Here is a 24,870-nt window from a genome sequence, read left to right as displayed (position 1 = left end):
TCGGGGCGTCAGGGCGCGGTTGAGCACCCGCCATACGAGGTACCCGCGCAACCGTGCAGGATGTCTTGCATGGGAGAGCAGTGGGGGTCAGTCGTGGGCGCCCTCATCGCGGTCACGTCCGCGGGAGTGGTGTATCGACGGCCACTGGTGATCTCGGTTTTGAGGCTATGCGGTGAGTTCGGTGGGCAGGGCAGTGTCGTCGGTTTCTGACTCGATCGGGTGGAGGCGGGTCTTGGCGAGGAGCTCGCGGCCCATGTAGCGGCGGGCCTCGGTCCACTCGTCGTTCTGCTCGGCCAGGACCGCGCCGACCAGGCGGATCAGGGCGGTGCGGTCGGGGAAGATGCCGACCACGTCGGTGCGGCGGCGGATCTCCTTGTTCAGCCTCTCCTGCGGGTTGATGCCCCCTATGGTATGTCAAATCGCTGCCAGTCCAGCTGTGTTGAGTGCGACGGTTGATTGAAGGTGGCGGTAGATCTCGCGAGCGATGTATCGCTTGAGGCAGCGGATTGTCTCGCGGCGGCTCCTGCCGTCACGAGTGCGACGTTCGAGGTAGGCCTGGGTGCGTGGGTCCCATCGAAGGCGGCTTTGCGTGATCCGATAGAGCGCTGCGTTGGCCTGTCGGTCGCCTCCGCGATTGAGTCGCCGGCGGTGGGTCTTCCCCGAGGACCTCTCGACCGGGCTGACGCCGCAGAGAGCTGCGAATGATGCCTCGCTGGAGAAGCGTTCCGGGTTGTCGCCTGCGGCCACCAGCAGGGCAGCCGCACTGTCCGGTCCGACCCCCTGGATCTCCAGCAGCTTTGGCGTGTGCGACCGGAGCGTGGCGGTCATGCGTCCAGTGAGATCGCGGACCTCAGCGGTGAGGTTCTGGATTCGGCGGGCCAGGAGCCGCAGGGTGTAGACGATGGCTCCCGAGGATGGCGAATCCTTCAGGTCGGCGCAGGCGGCGATGAGCCTGGGGTTGCTGAGCGGCGATAACCGCTCGCGCAGTTCGCTGGGGGCGGTGACGAGGACGGCCTTGAGCTGGTTGATCGTCTGGGTGCGTGCCTTGACTGCGGAATCCTTGGCGATCTTGTAGGCGCGCAGGTCCTCCGCGGGGCCGTCTGCAGACTTGGGGATCGCCGTCGCCCGACCGCTGAGAACAGCACGAGCGGCGGCTTCCGCGTCGACTGGATCGCTCTTGCCGTGGCGACGGCGCGCGGCTTTGTCGGGTTGATTGACCTCCGTAACGGTGATGCCTTCGTCTCGCAGATGACGCGTCAGGCCTGCGCCGTAGGAGCCTGTGCACTCCACACCGGCGTGGTTCACCGGCCCGTGTGAGCGAACCCAGGCGGTCAGGCGGCGGTAGCCCACCGAGTCCGCGGGGAAGACCTCATGACCGAGCGGGATCCCGGTGCTAGTGATCAGGGCTGCCACGTGGATGTCCTTGTGGGTATCCACGCCCAGGATGAGCTCAGGCGCGACGGGCAGCGGGTAGTTGGTGCTTGGCAATGTACTGGTGACAGCCACGGAGGTCCTTGATCGGTTCGGAGATCTGAAATCTTCCGCCCGAACAGCCGGTCAGAACTGTGATGGCACCATGAAAGCGAAGCCCCTATCGAGACACGACCGTCTGGGCGGAAGCGCGGGTGTCGCTCCCGCCTCGCAGTCGGCAGATCAATCCATAGGCATCGCAAGCCAGTTAGACCACGGGCCAGACCACGACGCAGGAACGACACTCGAGCATCCTCACAGTTCGACCAGATCTGCCGCCAGATCTCCCGGGGGAAGGCGGTGAAGGCGAGCAGGTCGTGCTGAGCGGCGTCCAAGTGGGCCGCGGCTTTGGGGAACTTGCCTTCCAGCGCGTCCAGGACGTGCCGCATCTGGGCCTGCACTGCGTCGGTGTCGGGCTGTTCGAAGACGGTTCGCAGCAGTGTGGCCACCCAGGGCTGGGCCGACTTGGGGACCTGGCTGAGCAGGTTCCTCGCGTAATGGGTTCGGCAACGCTGCCAGCAGGCGCCGGGCAACACCGCGCCGATCGCATCGACCAGGCCGGCGTGGGCGTCGGAGACGACGAGCTGGACGCCGGACAGGCCGCGGGCGATCAGCGAGCGCAGGAACGCGAGCCAGCCGGCGCCGTCCTCGGCCGTGGCCACGTCCAGACCGAGGATCTCGCGGTGGCCGTCGGCGTTGACACCTACCGCAATCAGCGCGTGGACGCCTGTGATGCGCCCGCCCTCGCGGACCTTCTGGGTCAGCGCATCGACCCAGACGAACGCGTACGGACCCGCGTCCAGCGGCCGGTCGCGGAACGCGGTCACCTGCTCGTCGAGGTGCTTGGCCATCGCGCTCACCTGGGACTTCGACAACTGCGTCACACCGAGGGACTCGGCGAGCTTTTCGACCCGGCGGGTGGACACGCCCAGCAGGTAGGCAGTGGCGACCACACTGATGAGGGCCTGCTCGGCCCGGCGGCGCCGTTCGAGGAGCCAGTGCGGGAAGTAGCTGCCCGTGCGGAGCTTGGGAACGGCGAGTTCGATCGTGCCTGCCCTCGTGTCCCACTCGCGCGGGCGATAGCCGTTACGGTGGTTGACTCGCTCGTCGCTGACCTGCCCGTATTCGGCGTTGCAGAGGGCATCGGCCTCCGCGGACATGAGCGTGTCGGCGAACGTCTTGACCATCGCGCGCAGCAGATCGGGACTCGCCGCGGCGAGGTTGTCCTCCGCCAGGGCGTGCAGGGGCAGACTGTCAGGTGCGGTCATCGTGCTGATCTCCTTCGTGACTCGACATCTCGAAGATCAGCCGGTGGCCGTTCATCTATTGCGGGCACCATCCCGATGCCGGAGCAAACCCCCGGATCAGGTCGAACCCGTACACCACTTCCCTGGACGTAACCTCCCTCCGGCCTGGTCCGCAGACTGCCAGTCCTCGATGTCCTTGAACGGCCAGGCGGGGAAGGGCTGATGCTCCGCCTGATAGGTCGTGGCCGCGCGGCGCATCCCGTCCCGGCACACCGCCATCCCCGCGATGTTGAGATGGAACTGAAACGGTTCCGCGAGCGAGAGGTAGGACTCCTCGCAGCTCGGGACGTGATCACAGGGCAGACCGCGCTCGGTGCAGGACTCCCAACGGCTCCGCGCTTCCGCCACAGCGACCGGCAAATTTGCCCACTGTAGGTCATAGCTCATGAATGACCGTCCGCCTCGGCCCAGATGAGTCCGCACAGCATGCCAGCCAGGCCCGCTCAGACGAGCAAGATTGCTGAGGGCAACGAGGACGGATTCTCCCTCGGTCCGGCCAAGCCAACGGGCTATGCCCGCATCAGCTAAGCGCCGGATCGCATCCCGGATGAGTGTCTAACTGCGTGACAACACCGACGAACAGCGGCGAACAACCGCGGACGTCTGCGGGCCGTCGTCAACAGGTGAGAGACATACCAGCGCGAGGTCAACTGCCCAGCGAAGTTCGTTCGGGACGAAGAGGTCGTGGGTTCAAATCCCGCCACCCCACAGTGAAACACCAGGTCTGGCCCGGTCTCTTTCTCAGGAGACCCGGCCTGATGCGTTCCGTGAAGTGAGCGGGGAGTCGATCACGGAAATCTCGCCCCTTCCCTCCTTTAGGTCAAGAACTGACCTCTATGACCTCTAGCGTCCTCCTTGCCCGGCGGAACACGAACCACGGAAGGCAGCGACCATGAGCGAGACCGTGACTGTCAACGAACTGGCCACCCACGACCCGGCCGATGCGCCAACCGTCACCGGCGAGCGCGCCGACTTGCTGGAGGTACTGGCCAAGCATCGGCAATTCCTGCGTTTCACCACCCGCGACCTCACCGACGAGCAGGCCGGGCGCCGGACCACCGCCAGCCAGCTCTGCTTGGGCGGCCTGATCAAGCATGTCGCTGCGGTCGAGAGGAGCTGGGTGCAGTTCATCTTGGACGGGCCGTCGGCGATGGGCGACTTCACCACCATGACCGAGGCCGACTGGACCCGACGGGCCGACGAGTTCCGGATGCTGCCCGGCGAGACGCTGGCCGGCGTGCTCGCCGACTACGCCGAGGTAGCCCGTCGGACCGACGAGCTGGTCGTCACCCTGCCCGACCTGGACGCCACACAACCGCTGCCGAAGGCCCCGTGGTTCGAGTCGGGCGCGCGATGGTCGGCCCGCCGGGTGCTGATGCACGTCATCGCCGAGACCGCCCAGCACGCCGGCCACGCCGACATCATCCGCGAGTCCCTCGACGGCGCCAAGACCATGGGTTAGCCAACGGCGCGGTAGGGCGTTTCGCCCTCGCACGGTCAGGGGCAATACGTCCTGTGACCTCCGTAAACACCGTGCCCCATGATCCGGGGTCAAGGATGCCGGACGAGGGAGCTGACATCTACACCTGACTGTGAGGCTGGCGATGGGGCCGTCCGAGGGGTCTGACCCTCCGTCTGACCGACGCATGCTGTCCTGTTGATGATTTGTCGGCAGCTTCGGGCGGAGCCGCTCTGGCGCGCGGCCGGTCGGGCGTGTGCAAAGCGCCGCCCAACCGGCCGACGACTCCTGGAGAGGGCAGCTCGAAGCGTCAATCGTTCGGCGAGTCAGGCCTGCCGAGCGGGGCCGTGATCAATCCTCACAGTCGTTCGTACAGTGGCGCGCTCCACCTGGACGCCATGAACCACGCCCGTTCCACGACGGGGTCTGTCAAACGAGCGGTGCAACTGAGGTTTTGGTTACTGACGGGCTGCTGAGAGGCGGCCGTCGGAGGTGATGTCGAAAGCGCTGATTGCGGTCTTCCAACGCATGGTCCAGCGGGTCTGGCCCTTGCCGGTGGGATCAAGCGACATGATCGCCATGTAGGCGCACTTCATCGCAGCTTGCTCGTTGGGGAAGTGTCCACGGCCTTCGCCGACACAGCCGCCACCGGGTCGACGGCTTCGTGCTCGGTCACGTTCTCACTGGTCATCGATGCATCTTCCATGATCGGGAGTTACACCGAACGATTTACAGTCCCATTGCCGCCGATGGCTGACGCACTCCGCATAGGCGAGGGGCGGGAGCTCGTTTGAAGCAGGCGGATTGCTCTCTATGCCCTCTGAGATCAATACTCGCGCCGACGCCCAGTCGAGGGGGCTGGACTCTACGGGGTCTTCAAAGTTGGGCGGTTCGGACGTGTCCGTGGGCTCGTCGAGTAGTGACGCAGCGTGTCCGTAGTCGCTGGTTGTCGGCATTAAGGAACCCGAAGGCGTTGCGGGCGACGAGCTTGATCACACGGTTGATCCCTTCGCTCTTGGCGTTGCTGTGGCCGGTATCGATGAATGCGGAGATCTCGGCCCACCAGCGGTCGACGGTGACCGCGAGCTGACGGACTTCGGGGATTTCAGCGTCCGAGCACCAGGTCAGGAAGTGCAGGATCCATTGGTAGGTTCGGAGTGTGCCGTGCCGACCGGTACGGCGGGCCGTCCGACCGAGAGAGACCTGATGTCCCCGACGATCCGCAGGGCCGTGATCCCCGCCGCCGGACTCGGCTCCCGCCTGCTGCCGCTGACCAAAGCCACGCCGAAGGAAATGCTCCCGGTCGGCGACAAACCGGTGATCGAGCACACCGTGCGCGAGCTGGTGGACTCCGGCATCACCGACATCACCATCGTCGTCTCCGGCGGCAAGAGCTTGATCCAGGATCACTTCCGGCCCAACCCCGCCCTCGTAGAACAGCTGCGCCGCGATGGGAAGACGGCGTACGCGGCCGCGGTGGAGGAGGTCGCCGAGCTAGCCCGCAAGGGCCATATCACCTACCTCGACCAGCACGGCCCGTACGGCAACGGCACGCCTGTGCTGAACGCGCCCGCTCCTTCGGCGACGAACCGGTACTGGTGCTGTGGCCGGACGACGTGTTCGTGGCCGAGGTCCCCCGAGCCCAGCAGCTGGTCCGCGCCTACGAACAGACAGGCTGCCCAGTCCTGGCTCTGATGCCGGTGGACCCCGCCGAGTCCCGGCGTTACGGCGTGCCCGTTGTCAAGGAAGACCTCGGTGACGGCCAGTTGCGCATCACCGGCCTGATCGAGAAGCCGAAACCGGCTGATGCGCCATCCCCGTACGCGGCCATCGGCGGCTATGTGATCACTCCCGGCATCGTTGACGAGCTGCGCGAACAGACTCGCCGCTGGTACGAGCACAAGACCGGCGAGGTGTACCTGACCGACGCCATCAACGCCTACGCTTCTACCCGGGCGGTGTACGGGCAAGTCATCCAAGGCCGCTGGTACGACACCGGCAACCCGGCCGACTACCTCGTCGCCCAGATGGCCTTCGCCCTCGCCCACCCTGAGTACGGGCCCGTCCTGCGCGGCCTCGTCCGGGAACTCGACGACGACCGCGCCGACTCCAGCGTGGACGCCACATCCATGCCCTGAGCTGCCGCTCTCCTTGTGTGCCGCCTGGCCACGGCAGGCGGCACACAAGGAGAGCACCCATGGCACGCCATCGCCTCTTCGAACCCGTCATCGACCAGCATGACACTTGGCTGGCCATCAACCCAGTTCAAGACTGCCCCAAAGGCTGCGACTACCCCTACCTGCAACCTCGGACTCACCCGTGCTAAACCCGAGGTTCTCGCCACACCGGAGGAGACACTCGACCAGCTCCTTGCCCACCGTTACTACCACCCCGAGCTGGTCCTCGCGCTCTACACCTGTACCGACGCCCTGGCCACGCCCGTCACCCGCGCCCACTTGATCGCGCTGCTCGACGTCCTCAGCGCCTCCACGGTCCACAACCCCGTGTGCCTGATCACCAAGTGCGCCATCCCGGACGACGTTCTAGAGTGCATCACCCGCAGCCGCGCGGCGGGGACTGCCGGTCCTGGTCCACCTCAGTTACTCCGGACTTGTCCCCGACATCGAGCGCGGCATCGACCACGACTCCCTGCGAGTGAACTTCCCCCGCCTGCACGCAGCCGGCATCCCGGTGATCCACTACTGGCGGCCATTCCTGCCACAGAACAGCACCCCGGATGCCCTCGAGCGCATCATGTACTGGGTCACCCGCTACGCCGACTGCACCGTCGCGGTGGGCACCAAGGTCAAGCCCACCGCCCTGAATCAGATCGCCGGCCTGTGGCCCCAGCTCGCTGACCCGCATCTGGAAGCGCAGGCCGCCGACTCCGTCTGGCCCGGCCGGCCTGGGAGTGGCTGCACCACATCCAGGACCGCTACGCCAGCCACCCTGTCTTCCAGACCAACAGCTGCGCCTTGGCCTACGTCCTGGGCCGCTCCGACCGCGCTGGCGTCCTGAGCACCCCCACCTGCCTGACCGCAAACCGGTGCCCCGCCCTCCAGCGTGAACGGTGCCATCAAGCCGCGCCCCGGCAAAGCCCGGCGACTGAGGCGGACATCGACCAGCACCTCACCAGGCTCGGCCATCCCAGCACGCCTTACACCCTCAGTGGTACGCGCACCGTCGTCCTTGACGAGCCTCTGCCTTTGCGTGACCGCCACAACCTCGCCCAGGTCCTCGCCGTCACAGTCCGCGCCCCTCAACACCCCGACGAGCGACACTGGTCCGGCCGCCTCGCTGGCGCCCGGCCCCTCATCATCGCCCCCCGCAATAGCCCGCCGCCCGCCCCCGATTCCCCGGGCCTCGACCGGCACCTATGACGCAACGAAGCCGGGGCACATCAGCCTCCACAGAGTCCGGAGCGAGCGGTTCAGAATGCCGTGCGGGGCGAGCGTACGTCCGCCCCGCACGGCCGGATGGTTCGACGGCAGGTCACGCTTGGTGCTCTGGTCCTCTCATGCGCCCGCCGCCAGAGTCCGTGAACCTGAACGGTCAGTCTGCCGGCGCGCTCAGGATCACCTCGCCGCGCCTATCGTTGACCCACCGTGAGCGGCACCTACGGCATCGTTGCGGCCGTAACGGCGCCGGAGTCAAACTGGTTGATCGCTGACTGGGCGGCGTCGTGGGAGGTGGAGAAGATGCCCGCGTCCTGCTTCGCTGCGGCCGAGGCCAACGTCACGGGCTCACCGATCGGGACATAGTTGGCACCGTCGTAGGAGTACGAAGCGTTGAACGAGGTTCCCGATCGGGTGAGCTTCACCCAGATGGGGCGGTAGATGTCGACGCTGGCGCGGGCGTCTGTGTCCAGGTACCCGTCGCCGTTGGTGTCCCACTCGAACACGACGCCGTTGCGGGCGGTGACCGCGACGACGGCATACCCGGCCGAACTTCCCGCCTTGGTCATGTCGTTGCGGACCATGACCCCGGACTTGGCCCAGGCATTGGCGTCGTTGACCGACACGACCCGGGTGGACACGCTCGAGTCGGCCTGGAACGAGCCGGCCCGGTAGATCGAGCCGAACTGGTCGTCGTGTTGACCGCCGGCGCCCCACACGTCGGCGCCGGCCGCCGCGATCCCGAATCCATCGCCGCTCTGGCCGAAGTACGAGCTGACGGCCGAACCTCCGGAAGTGCGGAGGCCGGGTGCGACCGGTGCATTGACCGCGCACCCGCTGAAGCCGAACTGGTTCGCGTTGAGCGACGTCCGGTACTGCGGCGCGACACCCGCCTGGCAGATCACGTCCCGTGCGCCTGCGGGCCAGTTGGCGCCGGTGACCTTCACGTTGTTGATCAGCTGGTTGTTGTGTGCCCCGGCGTTCGGCGTCGAGGCTCCACCCGAGTTGTACCAGTTGTTCTGGATGACGTTGTCGCTGGTGTTGTTGCGGAGGCTGTACGCGTTGGTGAAGAGGAAGGAACCGCCCTGGACCACGTTGTTCTCATAGGTCATCGAGCGCGAGCCCTCGTCGAGGTAGAGGCCGACTCCTGAGATGTTGAACAGGTAGTTCTTGGCGACCACGGTTCCCGGGCTGGCGGAGAGGTTGTAGACCGATCCGCCGTCGGCGAAGCGTGCCTTCGTGTTGTGCACGAGGTTGCCCTCGACGCGGTTGTCCTTGAGCGTGGTCGGCGTCGTGTAGAGCGTGTTCCACTTGTAGTAGCCGCGGTCGACGTAGTCGTTCGACCCCCCGGCGTCGTTGATGCCCCAGCCGTAGCCGGTGTCGATGCCGTCGTAGGGGACGTTGGAGACCTCGTTGTGCAGGATGCGGGCGCCTGTGACGTAGGTGCTGAGGATGCCGCTGTTGTCCTTGTAGTCCACGGCCACGCGATTGATCGTGTTGTTGGCGATCAGGATGTTCTTGTTGGTCATCCTCGGGTCGCTGGGGTGGTGCGCGTCAGGGAGCACGCCGCCGACCGCGACGCCGTGCCCACTGTTCTCCGTGAACCGGTTGCCGACCACGTCGATGTCGCTGGCGCCCAGTCCGACGCCGGTCGTCGTGGCGTTGGCGTCGTTTCCGACGCCCAACGCCGACTGGCCGAGGTTGGTGAACGTGTTGGCGGTGAACGAGATGCGGCTGGCGGCGGAGACCTGCACGGCGGCGGGCTCCTGGTACCAGCTGGTGCGCGCTCGTTCGAACATCTCGCAGCCGCGCGAGCAGCTGGTGAAGGCGTCGGTGGGGCGGTAGTTGTAGGCGCCCTTGATGAAGAGGCCGTTCTGCTGGTCCGCATAGCCGTCGGTCGAGGGGCCGAGCCAGGAGGTTCCGGAGAATTGGATGCCCTCGAAGGCGAGACCGGTCACCGGCTTGTCGTACGTCCCGCCGATGCTGACAAGTGTCTCCAGGCGGGGCAGCTCGATGTCGAGCTTGTTGGGGTCGACCCCGTTCGCCGGCTTGTAGTAGAGCTTCCCGGCGCCCGGATCTATGTACCACTGGCCGACCTGGGTGAGGAAGCTCAGTGAGTTGTCGAGGTACCAGCTCGGACCGGCCAGGAATGAGTTCTGGACGGTGTCCCAGCCCCACGTGTTGTTGTCCCACGCGGGCTGCGCCATCGTGATCTCGGTGGCACTGATGCTCTGAACCGGCGAGTAGCGGTTCGTGAAGTCGCCGAGGGACTCGAACTCGATGCGCCCCTGGTCGGGGAGCGTGGCGAGGTAACTCAGGGCCGGGTTCTTGATGGTGAGACCAGTTGCAGTGGGAGTGACGTCTGCGTTGGCCAGGCGGATGGCGGCGCGAGGGGCGATCACGCCGTTCACGTAGAGCTGGCGGGTGTCGAGGCCGCTGGGGGTATCCGCCTCCCAGATGCCTGACCCTGCCTCGGACTTGGACCAGCCGGTGAGCTTCGAGGCGCCTGTGATGACGGGGTGGGCGTCCGGGGCGGCGGTCCAGTGGATGGTGTGGTCACCGCCGTCGTTGCCGGGTCCGAACCGGAGGGGCTTGGAAAGTCGGTAGGTGCCGTCGGCAAGCTGAACGCTCACGTCACCATGCTTGGCGGCCGGGCCGATAACATGCTGAGCCCGCTCGAGCGAGCACGGCTGCGACTGGCTGCAGTGTCCGGAGTCCTTACCGTCCGGCGCTGCGAAGTACACCGTCCGAGGCGCGGCTTGCGCCTGGAGAGGAATGAGCGCTGATGCGATGACGGCGCAGGCGCCGAGCGCCGCAAGGATGCCTGCCCTGCGCCTCCATCGTCTGCTCACCGAGCGTGTCGAGTCTGACGTCGATGTCATGTTCGATCGCTTCCTGTGACTGGGGCATTGATGCCCGCCACAGAGTTAGCATACGTATGATGTTTGCGACAAGACTCATATGATGTTTGACTTTGACCCCGGAGGATCAGCTCGTCCGGACCGGGTCCGGGACGAGCCCTGTGAAGTGCAGCTCCTCCCACAGCGCCTCCGGGATCACCGCCCGATACCGCGCGACATTGCTTCGCACGTGTTCCTGAGTGCGCATCCCTGTCACCACCGAGGCAACCGCGGGATGGCGCAACGGGTATTGGATGGCGGCCACGGGAAGCTCCACGCCGTGTCGCTCACAGGCGGCGGCAATGCGGGCGGCACGTTCGACGACGGCCCGCGGCGCTGCCCCGTAGTCGTAGTTCGCCGAGCCGTCCACGGCCGAACTGCTCAGCAGTCCGGAGTTGTAAACCGCCGCGGCGACGACGCCGACGCCGCGGGCGCTGGCGACGGGCAACAGGTCCTCCAGTGCCGATTGGTCGAGAAGGGTGAACCGCCCGGCGACCATGACCACATCGACGTCGGTCTGCCTCACGAACTCGGCCAGCATCGCCGCCTGGTTCATGCCGGCGCCGATGGCACCGACGACGCCCTGGTCCCGAAGCTCGGCCAGAGCAGCGATCCCGCTCGACGATGCCGGCCCCCAGTGGTCGTCCGGATCGTGCAGATAGGCAATATCAAGCCGGTCCGTCCCGAGCCGCGCCAGTGACTCCTCCACGGAACGAAGGATCCCGTCGCGGCTGAAGTCCCAGACCCGCCTCTTCGTCGCCGGCACGATGAAGCCGTCGTCGTCGAGCCGGTGAGTCGTGTCCGGGCTGTCCACGAGCAGGCGCCCGACCTTCGAGGAGATGACCACACCTCGCCGAGCGGTCGCATGCAGGGCGTCCCCCAGGCGGCGTTCGGACAGCCCGAGGCCGTAATGCGGCGCGGTGTCGAAGTAGCGGATCCCTTCCTCGGCTGCGGCTCTGACGGCGCGATGGGACTCGTCGTCGGTCGTCTCGGTGAACAGGTTGCCGAACTGGGCTGCACCCAGGCCCAACTCCGTGAGCTGGTGCCCGGTTCGCAATCCTCGGGTCGGCAGCGTCTGTTCCATGGATGCGTCGTCGCGCGGCGGTGGCTCGCTGGTCACGAGGCCGAGGGTAGCAGTGACAGCATACGTATTATGTTTCCTGTTAGGGTGCGCAGTGCTCTGGGCCGGTGCGGCCTGCGACATAACGAGGAGGGCCGATCGGCATGTTGGCGGCAAGTTACGTAGGCGAGCGCACGATAACGGTCGAGGAGCGGGAACCGGCCGAGCCGCGTGCGGGGGAGGTCCGAGTTGCCGTGGCTTACGTCGGAATCTGCGGTACGGACCTCCACGTGTTCCACGGGGACATGGACGGCCGGGTCAGCAAGCCGGCGACGATCGGGCACGAGATGTCAGGCACGATCGTCGCCCTCGGCGCTGACGTGGAAGGCTGGTCGGTGGGTGATGCGGTGACTGTCATGCCGCTGGCCTGGGACGGAACTTGTCCGGCCTGCCGTGCGGGGAACGAGCACATCTGCCAGAACCTGGACTTCATCGGCATCGACAGCCCCGGAGCCCTTCAGCAGTACTGGAATGTACCGGCGTCGACACTCGTGCGGCTGCCCTCGGAGATCTCGCTGCGAGACGCCGCGCTTGTGGAGCCCGTCGCGGTGGCAGTTCACGACGTACGGCGCTCCGAACTTGTCGTAGGCGACAAGGCGGTCGTTATCGGTGCGGGCCCGATCGGCGTTCTGATCGCGATCGTTGCTGCCGCGTTCGGTGCCGAGGTCGTGATCGCCGAGATCGACCCGACCCGGCGGGCCGCCGCCGAGGAGATGGGGCTGACGACGCTGGACCCCTCGTCGGTCGATCAGGTCGCCTGGGTGGAGGAGTGGACGGACGGTGCCGGAGCGGACGTCGTGTTCGAGGTCTCCGGCTCGGCCGCCGCCGTGCTCGGCGCCACCAGCTTGGCGAAGGTCCGTGGCACGCTCGTGGTGGTGGCCATCCACTCGCAACCGCGGCCCATCGACCTGCACCGCGTGTTCTGGCGGGAGCTGAGGTTGCTCGGTGCACGGGTCTACCAGCGCCACGACTTCGAGCGCGCCGTCGAGCTCTTGGCCGAGGGCGCCATCCCGGCCGAGAAGCTCATTACGGGCATCGTGCCCCTGAGTGAGCTCGAATCGGCCTTCGGTGTCCTTGAGGCCGGGCAGGCGATGAAGCTGCTCGTCGAGGTGAGCGTGTCATGAACCCGTTCGACCTGACCGGCCGCCTCGCTGTCGTGACGGGGGCCAAGCGTGGAATCGGGTTCGCCATCGCCGAGGCTCTGGCCGCTGCCGGTGCCGACATCGTCGGACTCTCCGCCACCCTCGATCCGGCGTCATCGGCAATCGGCGACCGAGTGCGCCGGCTCGGTCGTGAATTCTCGGGACACCGCGTCGACTTCGCAGACCGACGGCAGGTGACCCGGTTCGCCGAGGAACTCGCCGCAGACGAGCGCCCGGTGGATATCCTGGTCAACAACGCCGGGACCATCCGCCGCGCTCCCGCCGCCGAGCACCCCCTGGACTGGTTCGACGAGGTGCTCGAAGTCGATCTCACGAGCACGTTCGCGCTCAGCCAGGTTCTCGGGCGGCGGATGCTGGATGCGCAACGCGGGCGCATCATCTTCACCGCCTCCCTGCTCTCGTTCCAGGGCGGGATCAACGTGCCGGGCTATGCGGCCGCCAAGTCCGGCGTCGCGGGACTGATTCGGGCGCTCTCGAACGAGTGGGCTGGACACGGTGTGACCGTCAACGGCATCGCCCCGGGCTACATTGCGACCGACAACACCCAAGCGCTCCAGGACGACCCTGCCCGGTCCCGCGCGATCATCGAGCGGATACCGGCGGGGAGGTGGGGAACGGCGGAGGACATCGCAGGCGCTGCTGTGTTCTTGGCGTCGGACGCTGCGCGGTACGTCTCCGGGACGATCCTGCCGGTCGACGGTGGCTGGCTTGGCCGATGAGGCTCTTCGAACGCCCAGGTGGTGACAACGCTCCGGCCAGAAGCGGTGAGGACAGCCTGATGGGCGGTCACGTGCTGACCTTCGGGGAGACGATGGGGCTGTTCCGCGCAGCCGACGTCGGCGACCTCGCCGAGGTGGCCGACGCCCGCATCGCGACCGGAGGTGCGGACAGCAACGTTGCCATAGGCCTCAGCCGGCTCGGCATTGAGGCGGTCTGGGTAGGACGAGTCGGAGCCGACCCCCTCGGTCGGCGGGTCGTTCGCGACATCCGAGGCCAAGGTGTCGACGCAAGAGTCATCGTCGATCCCGACGCGCCGACCGGCCTGATGATCAAGGAGAGGCGCACCCCTCACACCACGAGAGTGTGGTTCTACCGCTCTGGAAGCGCCGGCAGCCGCCTGACCGTGGACGACATCGACCCCCACCTGGTGCAGAGCGCCGCCCTCATTCACGTCACCGGGATCACCGCTTCGATTTCCGACTCGGCCCGCGAGACCGTTCACGAGGTGGTGCGGCTGGCGCGGCGGTCCGGAGTGCGCGTCTCCTTTGACGTCAACCATCGGCGCTCACTGTGGAGGACAGGGGACCCCGCGCCGGTGTACCGAGAGGTGGCGGCCGCCGCGGACCTCGTGTTCGCAGGCGAGGACGAGGCCACCCTGCTCACCGGCACCCGGACGAGCGACCCTGCAGAACTCGTCGCCTCGCTCGCGCATCTCGGTCCGTCGACGGCGGTGGTCAAGCGGGGTGCGGCCGGCAGCATCGGCTACCACGACGGAGCTGTGCTCGAGCGTGCCGCCCTCGCGGTCCCGGTCGTGGACTCGGTGGGCGCCGGCGACGCCTTCGTCGCCGGCTTCCTTGCCGGCTACACCCGGGCAGCCGACATGGCGGCCTGCCTCGACCTTGCGACGATCGCCGGCGCGTTCGCATGCATGGGCCCCGGCGACTGGGAGGGCGCGCCGACTCTGGACGACCTCACGCTGCTGGAGAACGACGATCCGGTATCAAGGTAATATGCATGACAAACATCATACGTATGCCCTATAGTCCTGGCGAAGTCGTCAACGAAGTCGACAGGACAAGGACATCTCATGGTCGGAATCCACACTCTGGTGCGTTCGCGCCGTAAGGCATCGACCGTCGCCGTGATGTGCGCCGCAACGGCGCTCCTGACCCTCGCTGGTTGCGGCGGCCAAGGCAGCTCGGCGAACGGGCCGCATGGCTTTCCCGAAGCCAAGCAGGAGGCCTCCTCGACGATCACCGTCTGGGTGGACGCGGACCGACAGGCTGCCGCGAAAGCGTTCCAGAAGGCGAACCCGGACACCAAGATCAAGGTCGTCACCTATGACGGGTCGGCCAACGGGTCCAACTCCTTCCGGACGAAGGTGCAGCTCTTCGACCGCGCCGGCAGTGGCTGGCCCGACGTCGTCTTCTCCAGCCAGAACAATGACGCGGCATGGGCCAGCCAGAAGAGCGGCGGCAAGCAGGCGTTCGCGGCCGTGTTGGACAAGGGTCTGGTCCCGAAGGACACGCTCAGCAACTTCACCCAAGGCTCACTCAACCCCTGCACGGTGGACGGCCGCGTGTACTGCCTGCGCAACGACCTCGCCCAAGCGGTGCTCTGGTACGACAAGTCCCTGCTGGAGCAGTTCGGCTACGCCGTCCCGACCACGTGGGAGGAGTACCAGGCGCTCGGGGAGAAGGTCGCCAAGGAGCACCCCGGTTACATCATCGGGACGGCCGGAGATGCCTGGACGCCCGAGGTGTTCATGTGGGCGAGCAAGTGCCAGGCCAATGACGCGCCCGGTCCCAAGTCCCTCACCGTGAAGACCGACTCGACCGAGTGCAAGCGGGCGGCCTCGATGCTCGACGCCCTCCGCCAGAACGGGACCGTGCCGGTGGTCAGCGTGTTCACTCCCGAGTTCTTGAAGAAGTACTCGGGGAAGGTGCTGATGATGCCAGGTCCGGCCTGGTACGCCGGCGCGATCTTCAACAACCCTCAGTCGCTCAACGTGCCGGCCGGGCGGCTCGGCGTCGCCGCGCCGCTGCCGTGGAAGGGCGAGGACAAGGCTGTGACGGGCAACGTGGGTGGCGGAACCTGGTTCATCTCCAGCCATTCGAAGAACCTCAAGGCCGCCGAGAAATTCGTCCAGTTCGTCACCACGGCCGACGACTATCAGGTCAATGTCGCACCGGGCTACCCGGCATACGCGCCCGCCGCACAGAAGTGGATCGCCAAGCAGGAGGCGAGCAAGTACTACGCCACCCCGCTGCAGCCGGTGGTGACCGCCGCGTCGCAGGTCTGGGACGGCTGGGGTTACCCCACGTTCAGCCAGGAGGCGATATGGGCGAAGACGATGACCCCGGGGATCACGGGCGGCAAGTCGATCGCGGACCTACTGCCGACCTGGCAGAAGGCAATCGAGAACCAGGCCAAGGTCAACGGATACGCGGTGAAGTGACATGACCCTCGCTCCTCCGAGTGACCAGCTGACCGTTGACGCCTCGGGGCGTCGGCGGTCACGCCGGGGTAGCGGCCGACCGGCCGGCCGCGCCTTCGCTCGCAATCCGATCGGCTATCTCTTCGTCTCGCCCTACGCGTTGCTCACCATCGCCTTCGGGATCATCCCTTCGCTCTACGCAGTACTCCTGGCCTTCACGAACGCCGACGGTGGATTCGCAGGCTTCGACAACTTCACCAAGGTCGTCGGCGATTTCCGGTTCTGGCCAGCCGTGTTCCACGTGACCACCTATCTCCTCATCTGGCTCCTCGCCCTGGTCGTCTTCGTCGTCGGCCTGGCGTTGGTGGTCCACGCCGTCAGTGTGCGGTGGGTGAGCACAACCCTGCGCTTCGTCTACTACCTACCCGGCGCGCTCGCGGGCGCGTCCAGCGTCCTGTTGTGGCTCTTCGTCCTCGATCCGACGGCGAGCCCGGTCAGCGGCCTGCTCAGCGCGATGGGGTTCGACAGCTTCGTGCAGGTGATCCAACCCGGCCACCTCCCAGCGATCTTCGCAATCATCGCGTTCTGGACCGGAGCCGGCGGGTGGATCATCATCATGTACGGCGCCCTCAACAACATCAGCACCGACGTGATCGAGGCCGCCCGCATCGACGGTGCGAACGCTGTCCAGATCGCATTGCGGATCCAGCTTCCGATGCTGCGCAAGTGGGTTGCGTACATGGGCGTCATGTCGCTCGCGGCCGGCACCCAGCTGTTCGTCGAGCCACAGCTGCTCAGCCAGGCCAGCAATGCGGTAGTGCCCAACGACTACTCGCTCAACCAGCTGGCCTACCAGTACGCGTTCCAGCAGAACGACTTCAACGGCGCGGCCGCGATCTCGCTGATCCTGCTGGTCGTCGCACTCCTGCTGTCCTGGGCGTTCGTGACCCGCGGTGGCCTCTTCGAGAAGGAATGACCATGAGAGCACTCTCCGCCGAACGCCGCCGGCCGAGCCTCAGCGGGTGGAGCGGGCGGTCCATCGCCGGCGTCCTGCTCGTCGTCTTCGTCCTGTTCTTCGCCGTCCCGATTGTCTGGCTGCTCCTCGCGGTCACGAAATCCTCAAAGGCGCTCGTCGTCGCCAACCCGTTCTCGCTCGGGTCGCGATCGGACTTCGTCGCCAACTGGCATCAGCTGTTCGACTTCCAGGACGGTGCGGTGACGACCTGGATCGGGAACTCTGCACTGTATGCGATCGGCGCCCTGGTGATCACGCTCCTCGTGAGCATCCCCGCCGGCTACGCGCTCGCGCTCACGGAGTTCAGGCTTCGGCAGGCGCTGCTCGTGCTGACACTCGTCGTCATGCTGATCCCCAGCACCGCACTGGTACTGCCCATCTTCCTCGAGCTGAACAGTGTCGGTCTGATCGGGAGCCCGCTGTCGGTGATCCTGCCCATGTCGTTCTTCCCGTTCGGCGTCTATCTCACTTACATCTACTTCTCGACCAGCATCCCTCGTGACATCCTCGCCGCCGCGCGCATCGACGGCTGCAACGGGTTCCAGGTCTTCACCCGAGTCGCCCTTCCGCTGGCCGCCCCGATCGTCGCCCTGGTGGCGTTCTTCAGCTTTGTTCAGAACTGGAACAACTTCTTCCTCCCGTTCGTGATGCTGCCCTCGAGCGACGGCTACCCGATCCAGGTCGGGCTCACCTCGCTTCTGGCGTCAACCCCGGCTTTCAATCCCAGCTCAGCCGGATCCGACTCCGTTCAGCTGCCCACCTTGGCGCTGGGGACGATCGTGTCGATCCTGCCCGTCCTGGTCGTCTTCCTGTTCTCCCAGCGATTCCTGGTCGCGGGCATGACAGCTGGAGGAACCAAGGAATGACCGCTCGCACATGCAAGGAGAACCACCGCCGATGAAGATCACCGGGTACCGCAGCCTGAACACCGTTCACGACTGGGGCAGAATCACCGGGGACGTCAACGGCGTCCAGCCCGGCCACGCCACGCCGGTCCCCGTCCTCATAATCGAGACCGACACCGGCGTCGAGGGAGTAGGCCTCGGCTCCCACGCCGACATCGCCCGTGTCTTCCCCGCGATCGAGGGCGATGACCCGCGGTCGGTCGTGGCACTCTACGACCGAATGCTCGACTGGGTGTTCAAGGCCGGTCACTCAGGATCCACCTTCGGCACCATCGGAGCCGTCGACATGGCCCTCTGGGACATCAAGGCCAAGGCCGCCGACGAGCCGCTCTGGCGGACCCTCGGGGCCCGCGAGCGCTTCGTCCCCGGGTACGCGTCCGGCCTCGAGTACGGCCTGACCGAGGATGAACTCGCCGACCTCTATGGTCGGTTCGCGGACCGCGGGTTCAAGGCCGGCAAGCTCAAAGGCGGCCGCGACCTCGACCGCGACCTGCCCCGGCTGGAGATCATGCGCGACATTCTCAGCCGCAACTCCCGCCGGCCAGCGCTCATGTTCGACGCCAACGAGTCCTGGAACCACGCCCAGGCGGCCCGGTACGTCGCGGCCATCGAGCAGCGCATGGACCTCACCTGGGTGGAGGAACCGCTGCGCCGCTGGGATGCGGCCGGCATGGCCGCGCTGCGCGGGAAGGTGCGCGCGGCGATCGCAAGCGGCGAGAACCTGACCGGACTGGAGCAGTACCGCCCCCTGCTGGACGCCAACGCGGTCGACATCGTGCAGGTAGGCAACGTATGGGGGATCACCCACTTCCTCCGCGTCGCGACGCTCGCACACGCCCACGATCTGCCGGTGAGTCCCGTCGCGTACAACGCGAACCCGGTGGCGCACGCCGCCGCCGCCGTGCCGAACCATCTGGCCTTCGAAGTCCAGGATCTTCTCTTTCCCGTCGGTCTCGACGTCGACCAGCAGTTCGACGACGGAGGCATCGTCCTGGGCGATCGCCCAGGTATCGGGATCATGGTCGACGAGTCCCAGATGTCACCGGCCGGCGCTGCGACGCCCCGGCCCGCAGCGACCGGACCGCACATTCGGCCCGAACGCGCTGCCCTGCGACTGGTGGCCGAGCCGGACGTGATGGATGACCCGACGCACCACGGAGGCCGATCCTCGTGACCCGTCAACCTGAGCGCAGGGCCTTCGTCGTGGGTGTGCGGCCCGAGAAGCGCGAGGAGTACCTGACGCTGCACCGTGCCGTGTGGCCGAGCGTCGAGCGAAAGCTCACCGAATGCAACGTGCGCAACTACAGCATCTTCATCTTCGGCGACATCCTGTTCGCCTACTACGAGTACGTCGGCGAGGACCACGAGGCGGACATGCGGAGGATCGCCGAGGACCCGGCTTCGCAGGAATGGTGGACGCATACCGACCCGTGCCAGGTGAGGATCGCCGAGGAGCGTGATCCCGGGGCGCTGTGGCAGCCTGTCGAGGAAGTGTGGCATCTCGCATGACTGCCGGCATCGACGCCCATGTGCACCTGTGGGACCGGGCGGTGGACCCGCAGGACTGGATCGACGCGGAGACCATGGCGCCGATCGCCCGCGACTTCGGCGCCTCAGATCTGAGCGAGATGCTGGCCTCGACCGGACTCGATGGTGCCGTGGTCGTGCAGTCGAGCAACAGCCACGACGAGAGCATCCGGCTCGCCAAGCTGGACTCATCAGCCATCGCCGGCCTCGTCGCGTGGGTCGACCTCGCGGCCGAGGTCGGACCTCAGCTCGACCAGATCCGCAAGAACGCCGCCGTCCCCGTCGTCGGGGTGCGGCATCTGGCCCACATCGACCCAGACCCGGAGTGGATGATGCGCGAGGAGGTCGGCGCGGGCCTCGCCGTACTCGAGCGTGAAGGCCTCTGCTTCGACCTCGTCGTGCGTGAGTGGCAGCTCCCTCAGGCAACCCGCCTGGCCGCGCGCCACGGCGGACTCCGCTTCGTGCTCGATCACCTGGGCGGTCCGCCCGAGCCCGGGCAGGACAGGAGTGCGTGGGCATCGCGGCTGCGGGATCTCGCGCGGCAACCGAACGTCGTCGCGAAGGTCTCGGGACTCACGTCGGGCCTCGCCCCCGGATCATGGCGTGCAGCCGATCTCGCCGCCCCGGTGACGATCGCCCTGGAATCCTTCGGCCCTGAGCGTCTGCTCTACGGCTCCGACTGGCCGCTGGCTGAGCTCGGCGGGGGTGCGGCGCCCTGGAAGTCCGCCCTGGAAGCCCTGCTCGACGGGCTCTCCGCCTCGGAACGCGCACGTGTATTCGGCGGCAACGCTGCCGACGTCTACTCGCTCTCCTGATCGAGCGCTCGACCACGCGCCCGTGGCGCGTGGTCGGGCAGCCGACGACGCTCCCACGAGATGTGGATGTGATCGTGCATCGCCTTCTGGGCCGCGGCGACGTCCTGCCTCGAGATGGCATCGACGATCGCCGCGTGTTCCTTCAGCGTCAGTGCGAACGCGTCAGGCGGGTCGATGCCCTGGTAGCGGCTGGACTCCGTGGCTCGCTTGTACAGATGCTTGGCGATGTTCTCCGCAAGCCGGTTGCCGGAGATCTCCATGAGCGCGTAGTGGAACACCACATCCGCCTGCCGGAAGGAGTCCGCCTCGGACTGGCTTTCACGCATCGTGGTCAAGGCGTTCTCCAGCCTCCGCAACCCATCTGCGCTGCGAGAACCGGCAACCGCGCCCGCCATCGCCGACTCGAGGCTCGCCCGCACGATCGTCAGCTCGTCGAGGACGCCGAGCGTCTCGTCGTTGTCGATCAACGCGGACAGCACCACCGGATCGAGCATGTTCCAGTAGCCCGGCGCACGCACCTGGGTGCCGCGCCCCTGGGAAACGATCACCAGGCCCTTCTCCTCCAGCCGCTTCACCGATTCACGCAGCACCGTGCGACTCACGCCGAAGTGTTCGCTCAGCGGACCCTCCGGGGGCAGCAGCTCGCCTTCCTTCAGCTGGCCCGTCACGATGAGGTCGACGAGCTCGGAAACGACTGCAACGCCCAAGCGGCCCGCGGGCAGGCGTCGCGGGATCAGACGGGTTGAGGGCTGCGACTCGGCTGGCATACGTATGACCTTATCGCTCAATCAATCTGCGGTCGAAGAGGTTCCTGAACCCCGAAGTCGTCTGGCAGCGGCATTGTCGAGTCAGGGCTTGGATCACGGCGGTCGCCGAAGTCACCGACTGCCAGCCAGGTGCGGGCCCAGGTTGACGGGCACCGGGCTCCGCCGGTACTGGCTGCGCCCCTTCGTCGCCCAGGCCCGGCGCGGTGTCCACTCGGTCGGAACGTGGTGGTCAAGAAGGCCGGGATACGACCGGCGCAGGCTGCGCACCGGTGGTGGGTCAGCCGCTCGTCGACCAGCCAGGCGGCAGGATCTGGTCGTGTCCCGTGTCGGTGGCGTAATCGCGTCGGGGAGATCTTCGGTCGTGGGATCGATCGAGTCCATGTCGCCCTTTGGGAGGTAGCTGCTGGGGAGGCGACTCGTCGCGCTCTACCTTCCTTCCTGGGTTGCCTCAGTCGTTCGTTGGGTTGCGGCGCCCAGGGAAGCCGGGTGTGGCTGTCGTCGTGCTGCCGACCGTGGCTTGAGACGCTTGGCCGCCCGGATCCCCACGAACGACTCGGCCGCCGATTGGGAAGTGCGTCCCTGGCCTGGTCTCCGACGACGTCCCCAACACAGGAACCATCGCCTTCGCCGCGGGCACGCACCCTCTCGACCAATACGCCACCACCGCCACCGGTGCCTACGACCCCGCCAAGGACGACGCCCAGACCGCCACCAAGCAGGTCACCTTCAGCCGGCACACCGCCGCCCCCGCCAGCATGCGCCGCCGTATCCACGGCCGCGGCGCCTACTACCGCATCAGCGCAGGCGCCTACACCGGCTGGTGGGTCGGCGAGTACTACCCCAACGCCTTCCTGCGCGGACAGTGGTGGATCAAAACCTACCTCCCCGCCCGCACCCTCACCTTCCCCGCCAACACCCCCGTCGACGTCTTCAAGTACGGCACCGACGGCTCAACCCGCACCACCAAAACCGTCCAATGAGACCACCCTTCCAACGCCCCCTTCGACCAGCGCGCCACCATCAACGGCCGCCCGATGCTACGCATCAGCGCCGGTGGACTCACCGGCTACCGGGTATCGCAGGGCAACGTCACCACCGACGGTCTCTGACACACCTGCCGCGGCGCGGGGCTCCATGACCCATCGAGCCCCGCATCCGAGGACTTCACGGTGATCAGATGGAGACCGAGACGCTGCTGGGCGGGTAGCAGTGGCACAACCGCCGTCCAGGGCAGCGCTGGGGGCAGTTCTGCTGTGGTGGAGGTGGTGGTGCAGGAGTTGCTGTCCCGGCGAGCCGCTGGCCGCATACACGATCTGCAGCAGGAATGCGCCCTGCCCCGCACAGTCGCGTTGTAATAGTGACAGCCCCCACGTGGGAAACCGAGCGGGCCTGGCCCGAGCGGACGCAGCATCGTACCCGTGGTTTGGCCCCCGCGCCCTGAAGTCGCTCGAGCGGTGGCCATGCGCCGCGCCGTCATACTGCCCGAACTCTCGTGGCGGCATTGACCTGTCCCGATCCCCTTTCGGACGGTGCGAGCCGCCCACAACAGAGAGGTCCCGGCCGGCTGGGCCGCAGGAGGACCCTTCGTCCATCACCTCAGCCGCCGTCTGAACCCCTCTGGCTCGGCCCGCTTCTCAGCATCGACTACACCGTGTTCGCCGTGGCGGCAGCGCACGAACCCGTCCTATCCGGGCTGCCGTTGCACGGCTTTCGCATGAATATTCCGCTAACATGTTCGAACTCGCGGTGATCACCCGATCACCTTCAGCGACAAAACGGTACTATTCGGCACCAATTGAATTAATCCACCAACATCTAACAAATCGACTCTAATTGATATCAATAGCATCGCGGACGTTTTCGCGAATAAGACCCAGAACCGTCTTCTCCGCGTGGCGTCGACCACGGGCGATACTGTGGACCGCAGCGGGTGTGACGGCTCTCGGATTCCTCGTTGCACTGGAAATTGCCGCACGTCACTACGGCTTGCCCGGTCCGATCACCCAGCAGATGCAAGAGGTGATAGTCCCGCCCAAGTCAGGCTTCCTGCTGTACGCCAGTCTGGCCTTGATGATGGTGGTGCTCCCCCGGCGGCAACGGTTCCTCGCGGCAGGTATTGCGATCGGCATCGACGTCGTCTTCATGCTGGTGCGATGGGCAGCCCACATCAGGGTGACCCAGGGACACCCCTTCGGTAACGGCGCATTGTGGGTGATCCTGGGCTGTGCCGTCCTTGCTGTGACCCGCCGTACCGGCCAGGACCGCGTGTTGCTCTTGAAGGGTGTCGGGCTGGCCCTGTTGCTGGTGGCCGGCCGCAAGACCGGTGACACCTGGCTGCTCATCACGTCAAAGACCCGATCGATGGTGCTCGACCAGTACGTGGCAACCGCCGATCACGCGCTGGGCAATCCCTCGTGGCTGGTAGGCCGGATCGTCAGGTCCACCGGCCCGATCGGCGCCGGCGCTCTCAACATCGTCTACGGTCAGCTTGCGGTGGCCGCGGTCGTCGTGGCCTTTTACCAGCTGCGCAACGTGGCGACCGAACGCCGCTTCCCGGACCACCATCTGGTACGCACATTCCTGGTCATCGGCCTCCTCGGGCCCAGCATCTACATGCTGTTCCCGGTGGTCGGACCGGTCTTCGCCTTCGGTGCCGACGGCGGGAGCTGGGCGATCGCCCACCTGTGGCCGGACACCCCAGCGCTGGTCAATGCACCGCACCTGATGCCCTTCGACGGAATCACTCCGCGCAACTGCATGCCCAGTCTGCACACCGCGTGGGCTACCACGATCTTCATTCATTCCCGCCGGGGCCCACGGGTTCTGCGCATCGCCGGCACGTTCTGGCTGGTCGCCACGCTCGGCGCAACGCTGGGATTCGGCTTCCACTACGGCGCGGACATCGTTGCCGGCGTGGTTTTTGCGTACACGATCGAGGCGGGTCTGCGCTCGCTCGCACGCGGCTGGGACCGGTCCGGGATCCAACTGGTCGCTCACGGCACAGCGGTCTTCGCCGCACTGCTGCTGTCATATCGCTATCTGCCGGTGCAGATGGCCTACCATCCATGGCTGTTCGGACCGCTTCTCATTCTGGCGATGGCCTCCGTGGTGCACGGCTATCTGCGGACCACCAGACTGTGGGAACCAAAAGCCGCACCGGCACGGCAACCGGAACCACAACCCGGGCTGGCCTGAGCTCGCCCTTGACGGCCCGTCTCCAAAGCCGCCTGGCCCTGCCGCCAAGCTCACGAACCCACCTCTACCCGCCGTCCACCGCTCCCTGAACTGACCCACCGACGTCATCGGGTGAGCAGCAGCCCTCCCGCAATCGCAGTTGACGGCCAGTCGGATTCACCCCTGCGGGGCTTCTCGGCGACGCCCAGGGCGCGGGATGGTGGGAAGGTGCAGTAACCGAAGGGGCCCGCACCCCACCGGGTTGCGTGGCCCCTTCTACCTGCAGGTTAGGCGTCTCCGCGCTGCACAACCAGGCGAAGTTCGTCGCCAATCAGACGCACTACTCACTGCTGTCGCGCGACGCCGAACGTGACCTGGTGCCCATGGCCGAGGAAGCCGGGCTGAGCCTGACGGTCTGGCAACCACTCGTCGGCGGATCCCTCACCGGCAAGTTCGACCGCGGCGGGGTCAGCACAGAACAAGACTCCCGCCGGGCCGGGAACGCCTTCGACTTCGTACCCTTCGACGAGGAGAAGGGCTTCACTGTGCTCGCCGCGCTACGGACGGTCGCCGCGCGGCACGAGGTGAGCCCCGCCAGGGTCGCCATCGCCTGGCTGCTCGCCCAGCGCGCCGTCACCAGCGTCATCGTCGGCGCCCGCAAGCTGGAACAGCTCACGGACAACATCGCCGCCAGCG

Annotated in this window: 19 protein-coding genes and 4 pseudogenes; 15 read left to right on the top strand and 8 right to left on the bottom strand. The window is 66.6% G+C overall.

Annotation, left to right across the window (positions count from 1 at the left end):
• Nucleotides 1–165: 165 nt before the first annotated feature.
• The 3 genes and pseudogenes from ADL25_RS37730 to ADL25_RS37720 all read right to left on the bottom strand — a co-directional run.
• Nucleotides 166–396: pseudogene (locus ADL25_RS37730) on the bottom strand (transposase); the annotation flags it as partial.
• Between the two features lie 18 nt (nucleotides 397–414).
• Nucleotides 415–1,413: an IS110 family transposase gene (locus ADL25_RS37725; protein WP_234381200.1), complete on the bottom strand. Its 999-nt coding sequence runs from the start codon at nucleotides 1,411–1,413 to the stop codon at nucleotides 415–417.
• A 296-nt stretch (nucleotides 1,414–1,709) separates the two neighbouring features.
• Nucleotides 1,710–2,738: pseudogene (locus ADL25_RS37720) on the bottom strand (IS256 family transposase); the annotation flags it as partial.
• A gap of 931 nt (nucleotides 2,739–3,669) precedes the next feature.
• On the opposite strand from ADL25_RS37720, the gene ADL25_RS37710 reads away from it, so the two are divergent.
• A complete protein-coding gene (locus ADL25_RS37710) occupies nucleotides 3,670–4,239 on the top strand; it encodes a DinB family protein (protein ID WP_059132434.1) in 570 nt (189 codons plus the stop codon).
• Nucleotides 4,240–4,694: 455 nt separating this feature from the next.
• On the opposite strand, the pseudogene ADL25_RS47160 reads toward ADL25_RS37710, so the two are convergent.
• Nucleotides 4,695–4,862, bottom strand: a pseudogene (locus ADL25_RS47160) (IS256 family transposase); the annotation flags it as partial.
• A gap of 250 nt (nucleotides 4,863–5,112) precedes the next feature.
• A complete protein-coding gene (locus ADL25_RS52400; RefSeq protein ID WP_420711406.1) occupies nucleotides 5,113–5,364 on the bottom strand; it encodes a transposase in 252 nt (83 codons plus the stop codon).
• Nucleotides 5,365–5,442: 78 nt separating this feature from the next.
• Between ADL25_RS52400 and ADL25_RS37705 the strand changes: the two are divergent.
• Nucleotides 5,443–6,374: pseudogene (locus ADL25_RS37705) on the top strand (UTP--glucose-1-phosphate uridylyltransferase).
• 1,478 nt (nucleotides 6,375–7,852) lie between these two features.
• On the opposite strand, the gene ADL25_RS37695 reads toward ADL25_RS37705, so the two are convergent.
• Nucleotides 7,853–10,264: a right-handed parallel beta-helix repeat-containing protein gene (locus tag ADL25_RS37695; RefSeq protein WP_199839274.1), complete on the bottom strand. Its 2,412-nt coding sequence runs from the start codon at nucleotides 10,262–10,264 to the stop codon at nucleotides 7,853–7,855.
• A gap of 142 nt (nucleotides 10,265–10,406) precedes the next feature.
• Between ADL25_RS37695 and ADL25_RS51690 the strand changes: the two genes are divergently transcribed.
• Complete coding sequence (locus ADL25_RS51690; protein WP_267889298.1) at nucleotides 10,407–10,532, top strand: hypothetical protein; 126 nt, start codon at nucleotides 10,407–10,409, stop codon at nucleotides 10,530–10,532.
• An 87-nt stretch (nucleotides 10,533–10,619) separates the two neighbouring features.
• Here ADL25_RS51690 and ADL25_RS37690 read toward each other — a convergent pair whose 3' ends face one another.
• Entirely contained in the window at nucleotides 10,620–11,615 is a 996-nt protein-coding gene (locus tag ADL25_RS37690; RefSeq protein WP_059132432.1) for an aldo/keto reductase, read from the bottom strand.
• Between the two features lie 140 nt (nucleotides 11,616–11,755).
• Here ADL25_RS37690 and ADL25_RS37685 point away from each other — a divergent pair, with 140 nt between their 5' ends.
• The 9 genes from ADL25_RS37685 (at nucleotide 11,756) to ADL25_RS37645 (ending at nucleotide 20,233) form a co-directional block, all read left to right on the top strand.
• A complete protein-coding gene (locus tag ADL25_RS37685) occupies nucleotides 11,756–12,775 on the top strand; it encodes a zinc-dependent alcohol dehydrogenase (RefSeq protein WP_059132431.1) in 1,020 nt (339 codons plus the stop codon).
• A complete protein-coding gene (locus ADL25_RS37680; protein ID WP_059132430.1) occupies nucleotides 12,772–13,533 on the top strand; it encodes an SDR family oxidoreductase in 762 nt (253 codons plus the stop codon). The genes ADL25_RS37685 and ADL25_RS37680 overlap by 4 nt, the downstream gene beginning before the upstream one ends.
• Before the next feature lie 59 nt (nucleotides 13,534–13,592).
• Nucleotides 13,593–14,543 (top strand): sugar kinase, encoded by a 951-nt coding sequence (locus tag ADL25_RS37675; RefSeq protein WP_059132429.1) that lies wholly within the window; start codon nucleotides 13,593–13,595, stop codon nucleotides 14,541–14,543.
• A gap of 78 nt (nucleotides 14,544–14,621) precedes the next feature.
• Entirely contained in the window at nucleotides 14,622–15,992 is a 1,371-nt protein-coding gene (locus ADL25_RS37670) for an ABC transporter substrate-binding protein (protein ID WP_059132428.1), read from the top strand.
• A gap of 1 nt (nucleotide 15,993) precedes the next feature.
• Entirely contained in the window at nucleotides 15,994–16,947 is a 954-nt protein-coding gene (locus tag ADL25_RS37665) for a carbohydrate ABC transporter permease (RefSeq protein ID WP_059132427.1), read from the top strand.
• 2 nt (nucleotides 16,948–16,949) lie between these two features.
• Nucleotides 16,950–17,852 (top strand): carbohydrate ABC transporter permease, encoded by a 903-nt coding sequence (locus tag ADL25_RS37660; protein WP_199839273.1) that lies wholly within the window; start codon nucleotides 16,950–16,952, stop codon nucleotides 17,850–17,852.
• Nucleotides 17,853–17,883: 31 nt separating this feature from the next.
• Nucleotides 17,884–19,065 (top strand): mandelate racemase/muconate lactonizing enzyme family protein, encoded by a 1,182-nt coding sequence (locus tag ADL25_RS37655; RefSeq protein ID WP_059132425.1) that lies wholly within the window; start codon nucleotides 17,884–17,886, stop codon nucleotides 19,063–19,065.
• Nucleotides 19,062–19,400, top strand: a complete 339-nt coding sequence (locus ADL25_RS37650) for an L-rhamnose mutarotase (protein ID WP_059132424.1) — start codon at nucleotides 19,062–19,064, stop codon at nucleotides 19,398–19,400. The genes ADL25_RS37655 and ADL25_RS37650 overlap by 4 nt, the downstream gene beginning before the upstream one ends.
• Nucleotides 19,397–20,233: an amidohydrolase family protein gene (locus ADL25_RS37645; RefSeq protein WP_181922996.1), complete on the top strand. Its 837-nt coding sequence runs from the start codon at nucleotides 19,397–19,399 to the stop codon at nucleotides 20,231–20,233. Before ADL25_RS37650 ends, ADL25_RS37645 begins: the two co-directional genes overlap by 4 nt.
• Here the strand turns inward: ADL25_RS37645 and ADL25_RS37640 are convergent.
• Entirely contained in the window at nucleotides 20,218–21,000 is a 783-nt protein-coding gene (locus ADL25_RS37640) for a FadR/GntR family transcriptional regulator (protein WP_059132422.1), read from the bottom strand. The two genes, ADL25_RS37645 and ADL25_RS37640, sit on opposite strands and share 16 nt — an antisense overlap.
• A 755-nt stretch (nucleotides 21,001–21,755) precedes the next feature.
• On the opposite strand from ADL25_RS37640, the gene ADL25_RS37635 reads away from it, so the two are divergent.
• The 3 genes from ADL25_RS37635 to ADL25_RS37625 all read left to right on the top strand — a co-directional run.
• Complete coding sequence (locus ADL25_RS37635) at nucleotides 21,756–21,980, top strand: hypothetical protein (protein ID WP_059132421.1); 225 nt, start codon at nucleotides 21,756–21,758, stop codon at nucleotides 21,978–21,980.
• Nucleotides 21,981–22,911: 931 nt separating this feature from the next.
• Nucleotides 22,912–24,195 carry a phosphatase PAP2 family protein gene (locus ADL25_RS37630; protein WP_059132445.1) on the top strand — a complete coding sequence of 428 codons (1,284 nt, stop codon included), beginning with the start codon at nucleotides 22,912–22,914 and terminating at the stop codon, nucleotides 24,193–24,195.
• 245 nt (nucleotides 24,196–24,440) lie between these two features.
• The coding region (locus ADL25_RS37625; RefSeq protein WP_199839272.1) for an aldo/keto reductase at nucleotides 24,441–24,870 on the top strand (430 nt) is incomplete at its 3' end.

Origin of the sequence: Streptomyces sp. NRRL F-5122 (assembly GCF_001507435.1) — a bacterium.
Lineage (GTDB): Bacteria > Actinomycetota > Actinomycetes > Streptomycetales > Streptomycetaceae > Streptomyces > Streptomyces lannensis.
The sequence above is the reverse complement of the archived record's forward strand: the minus strand, read 5'-3'. Positions and strand labels throughout refer to the sequence as shown.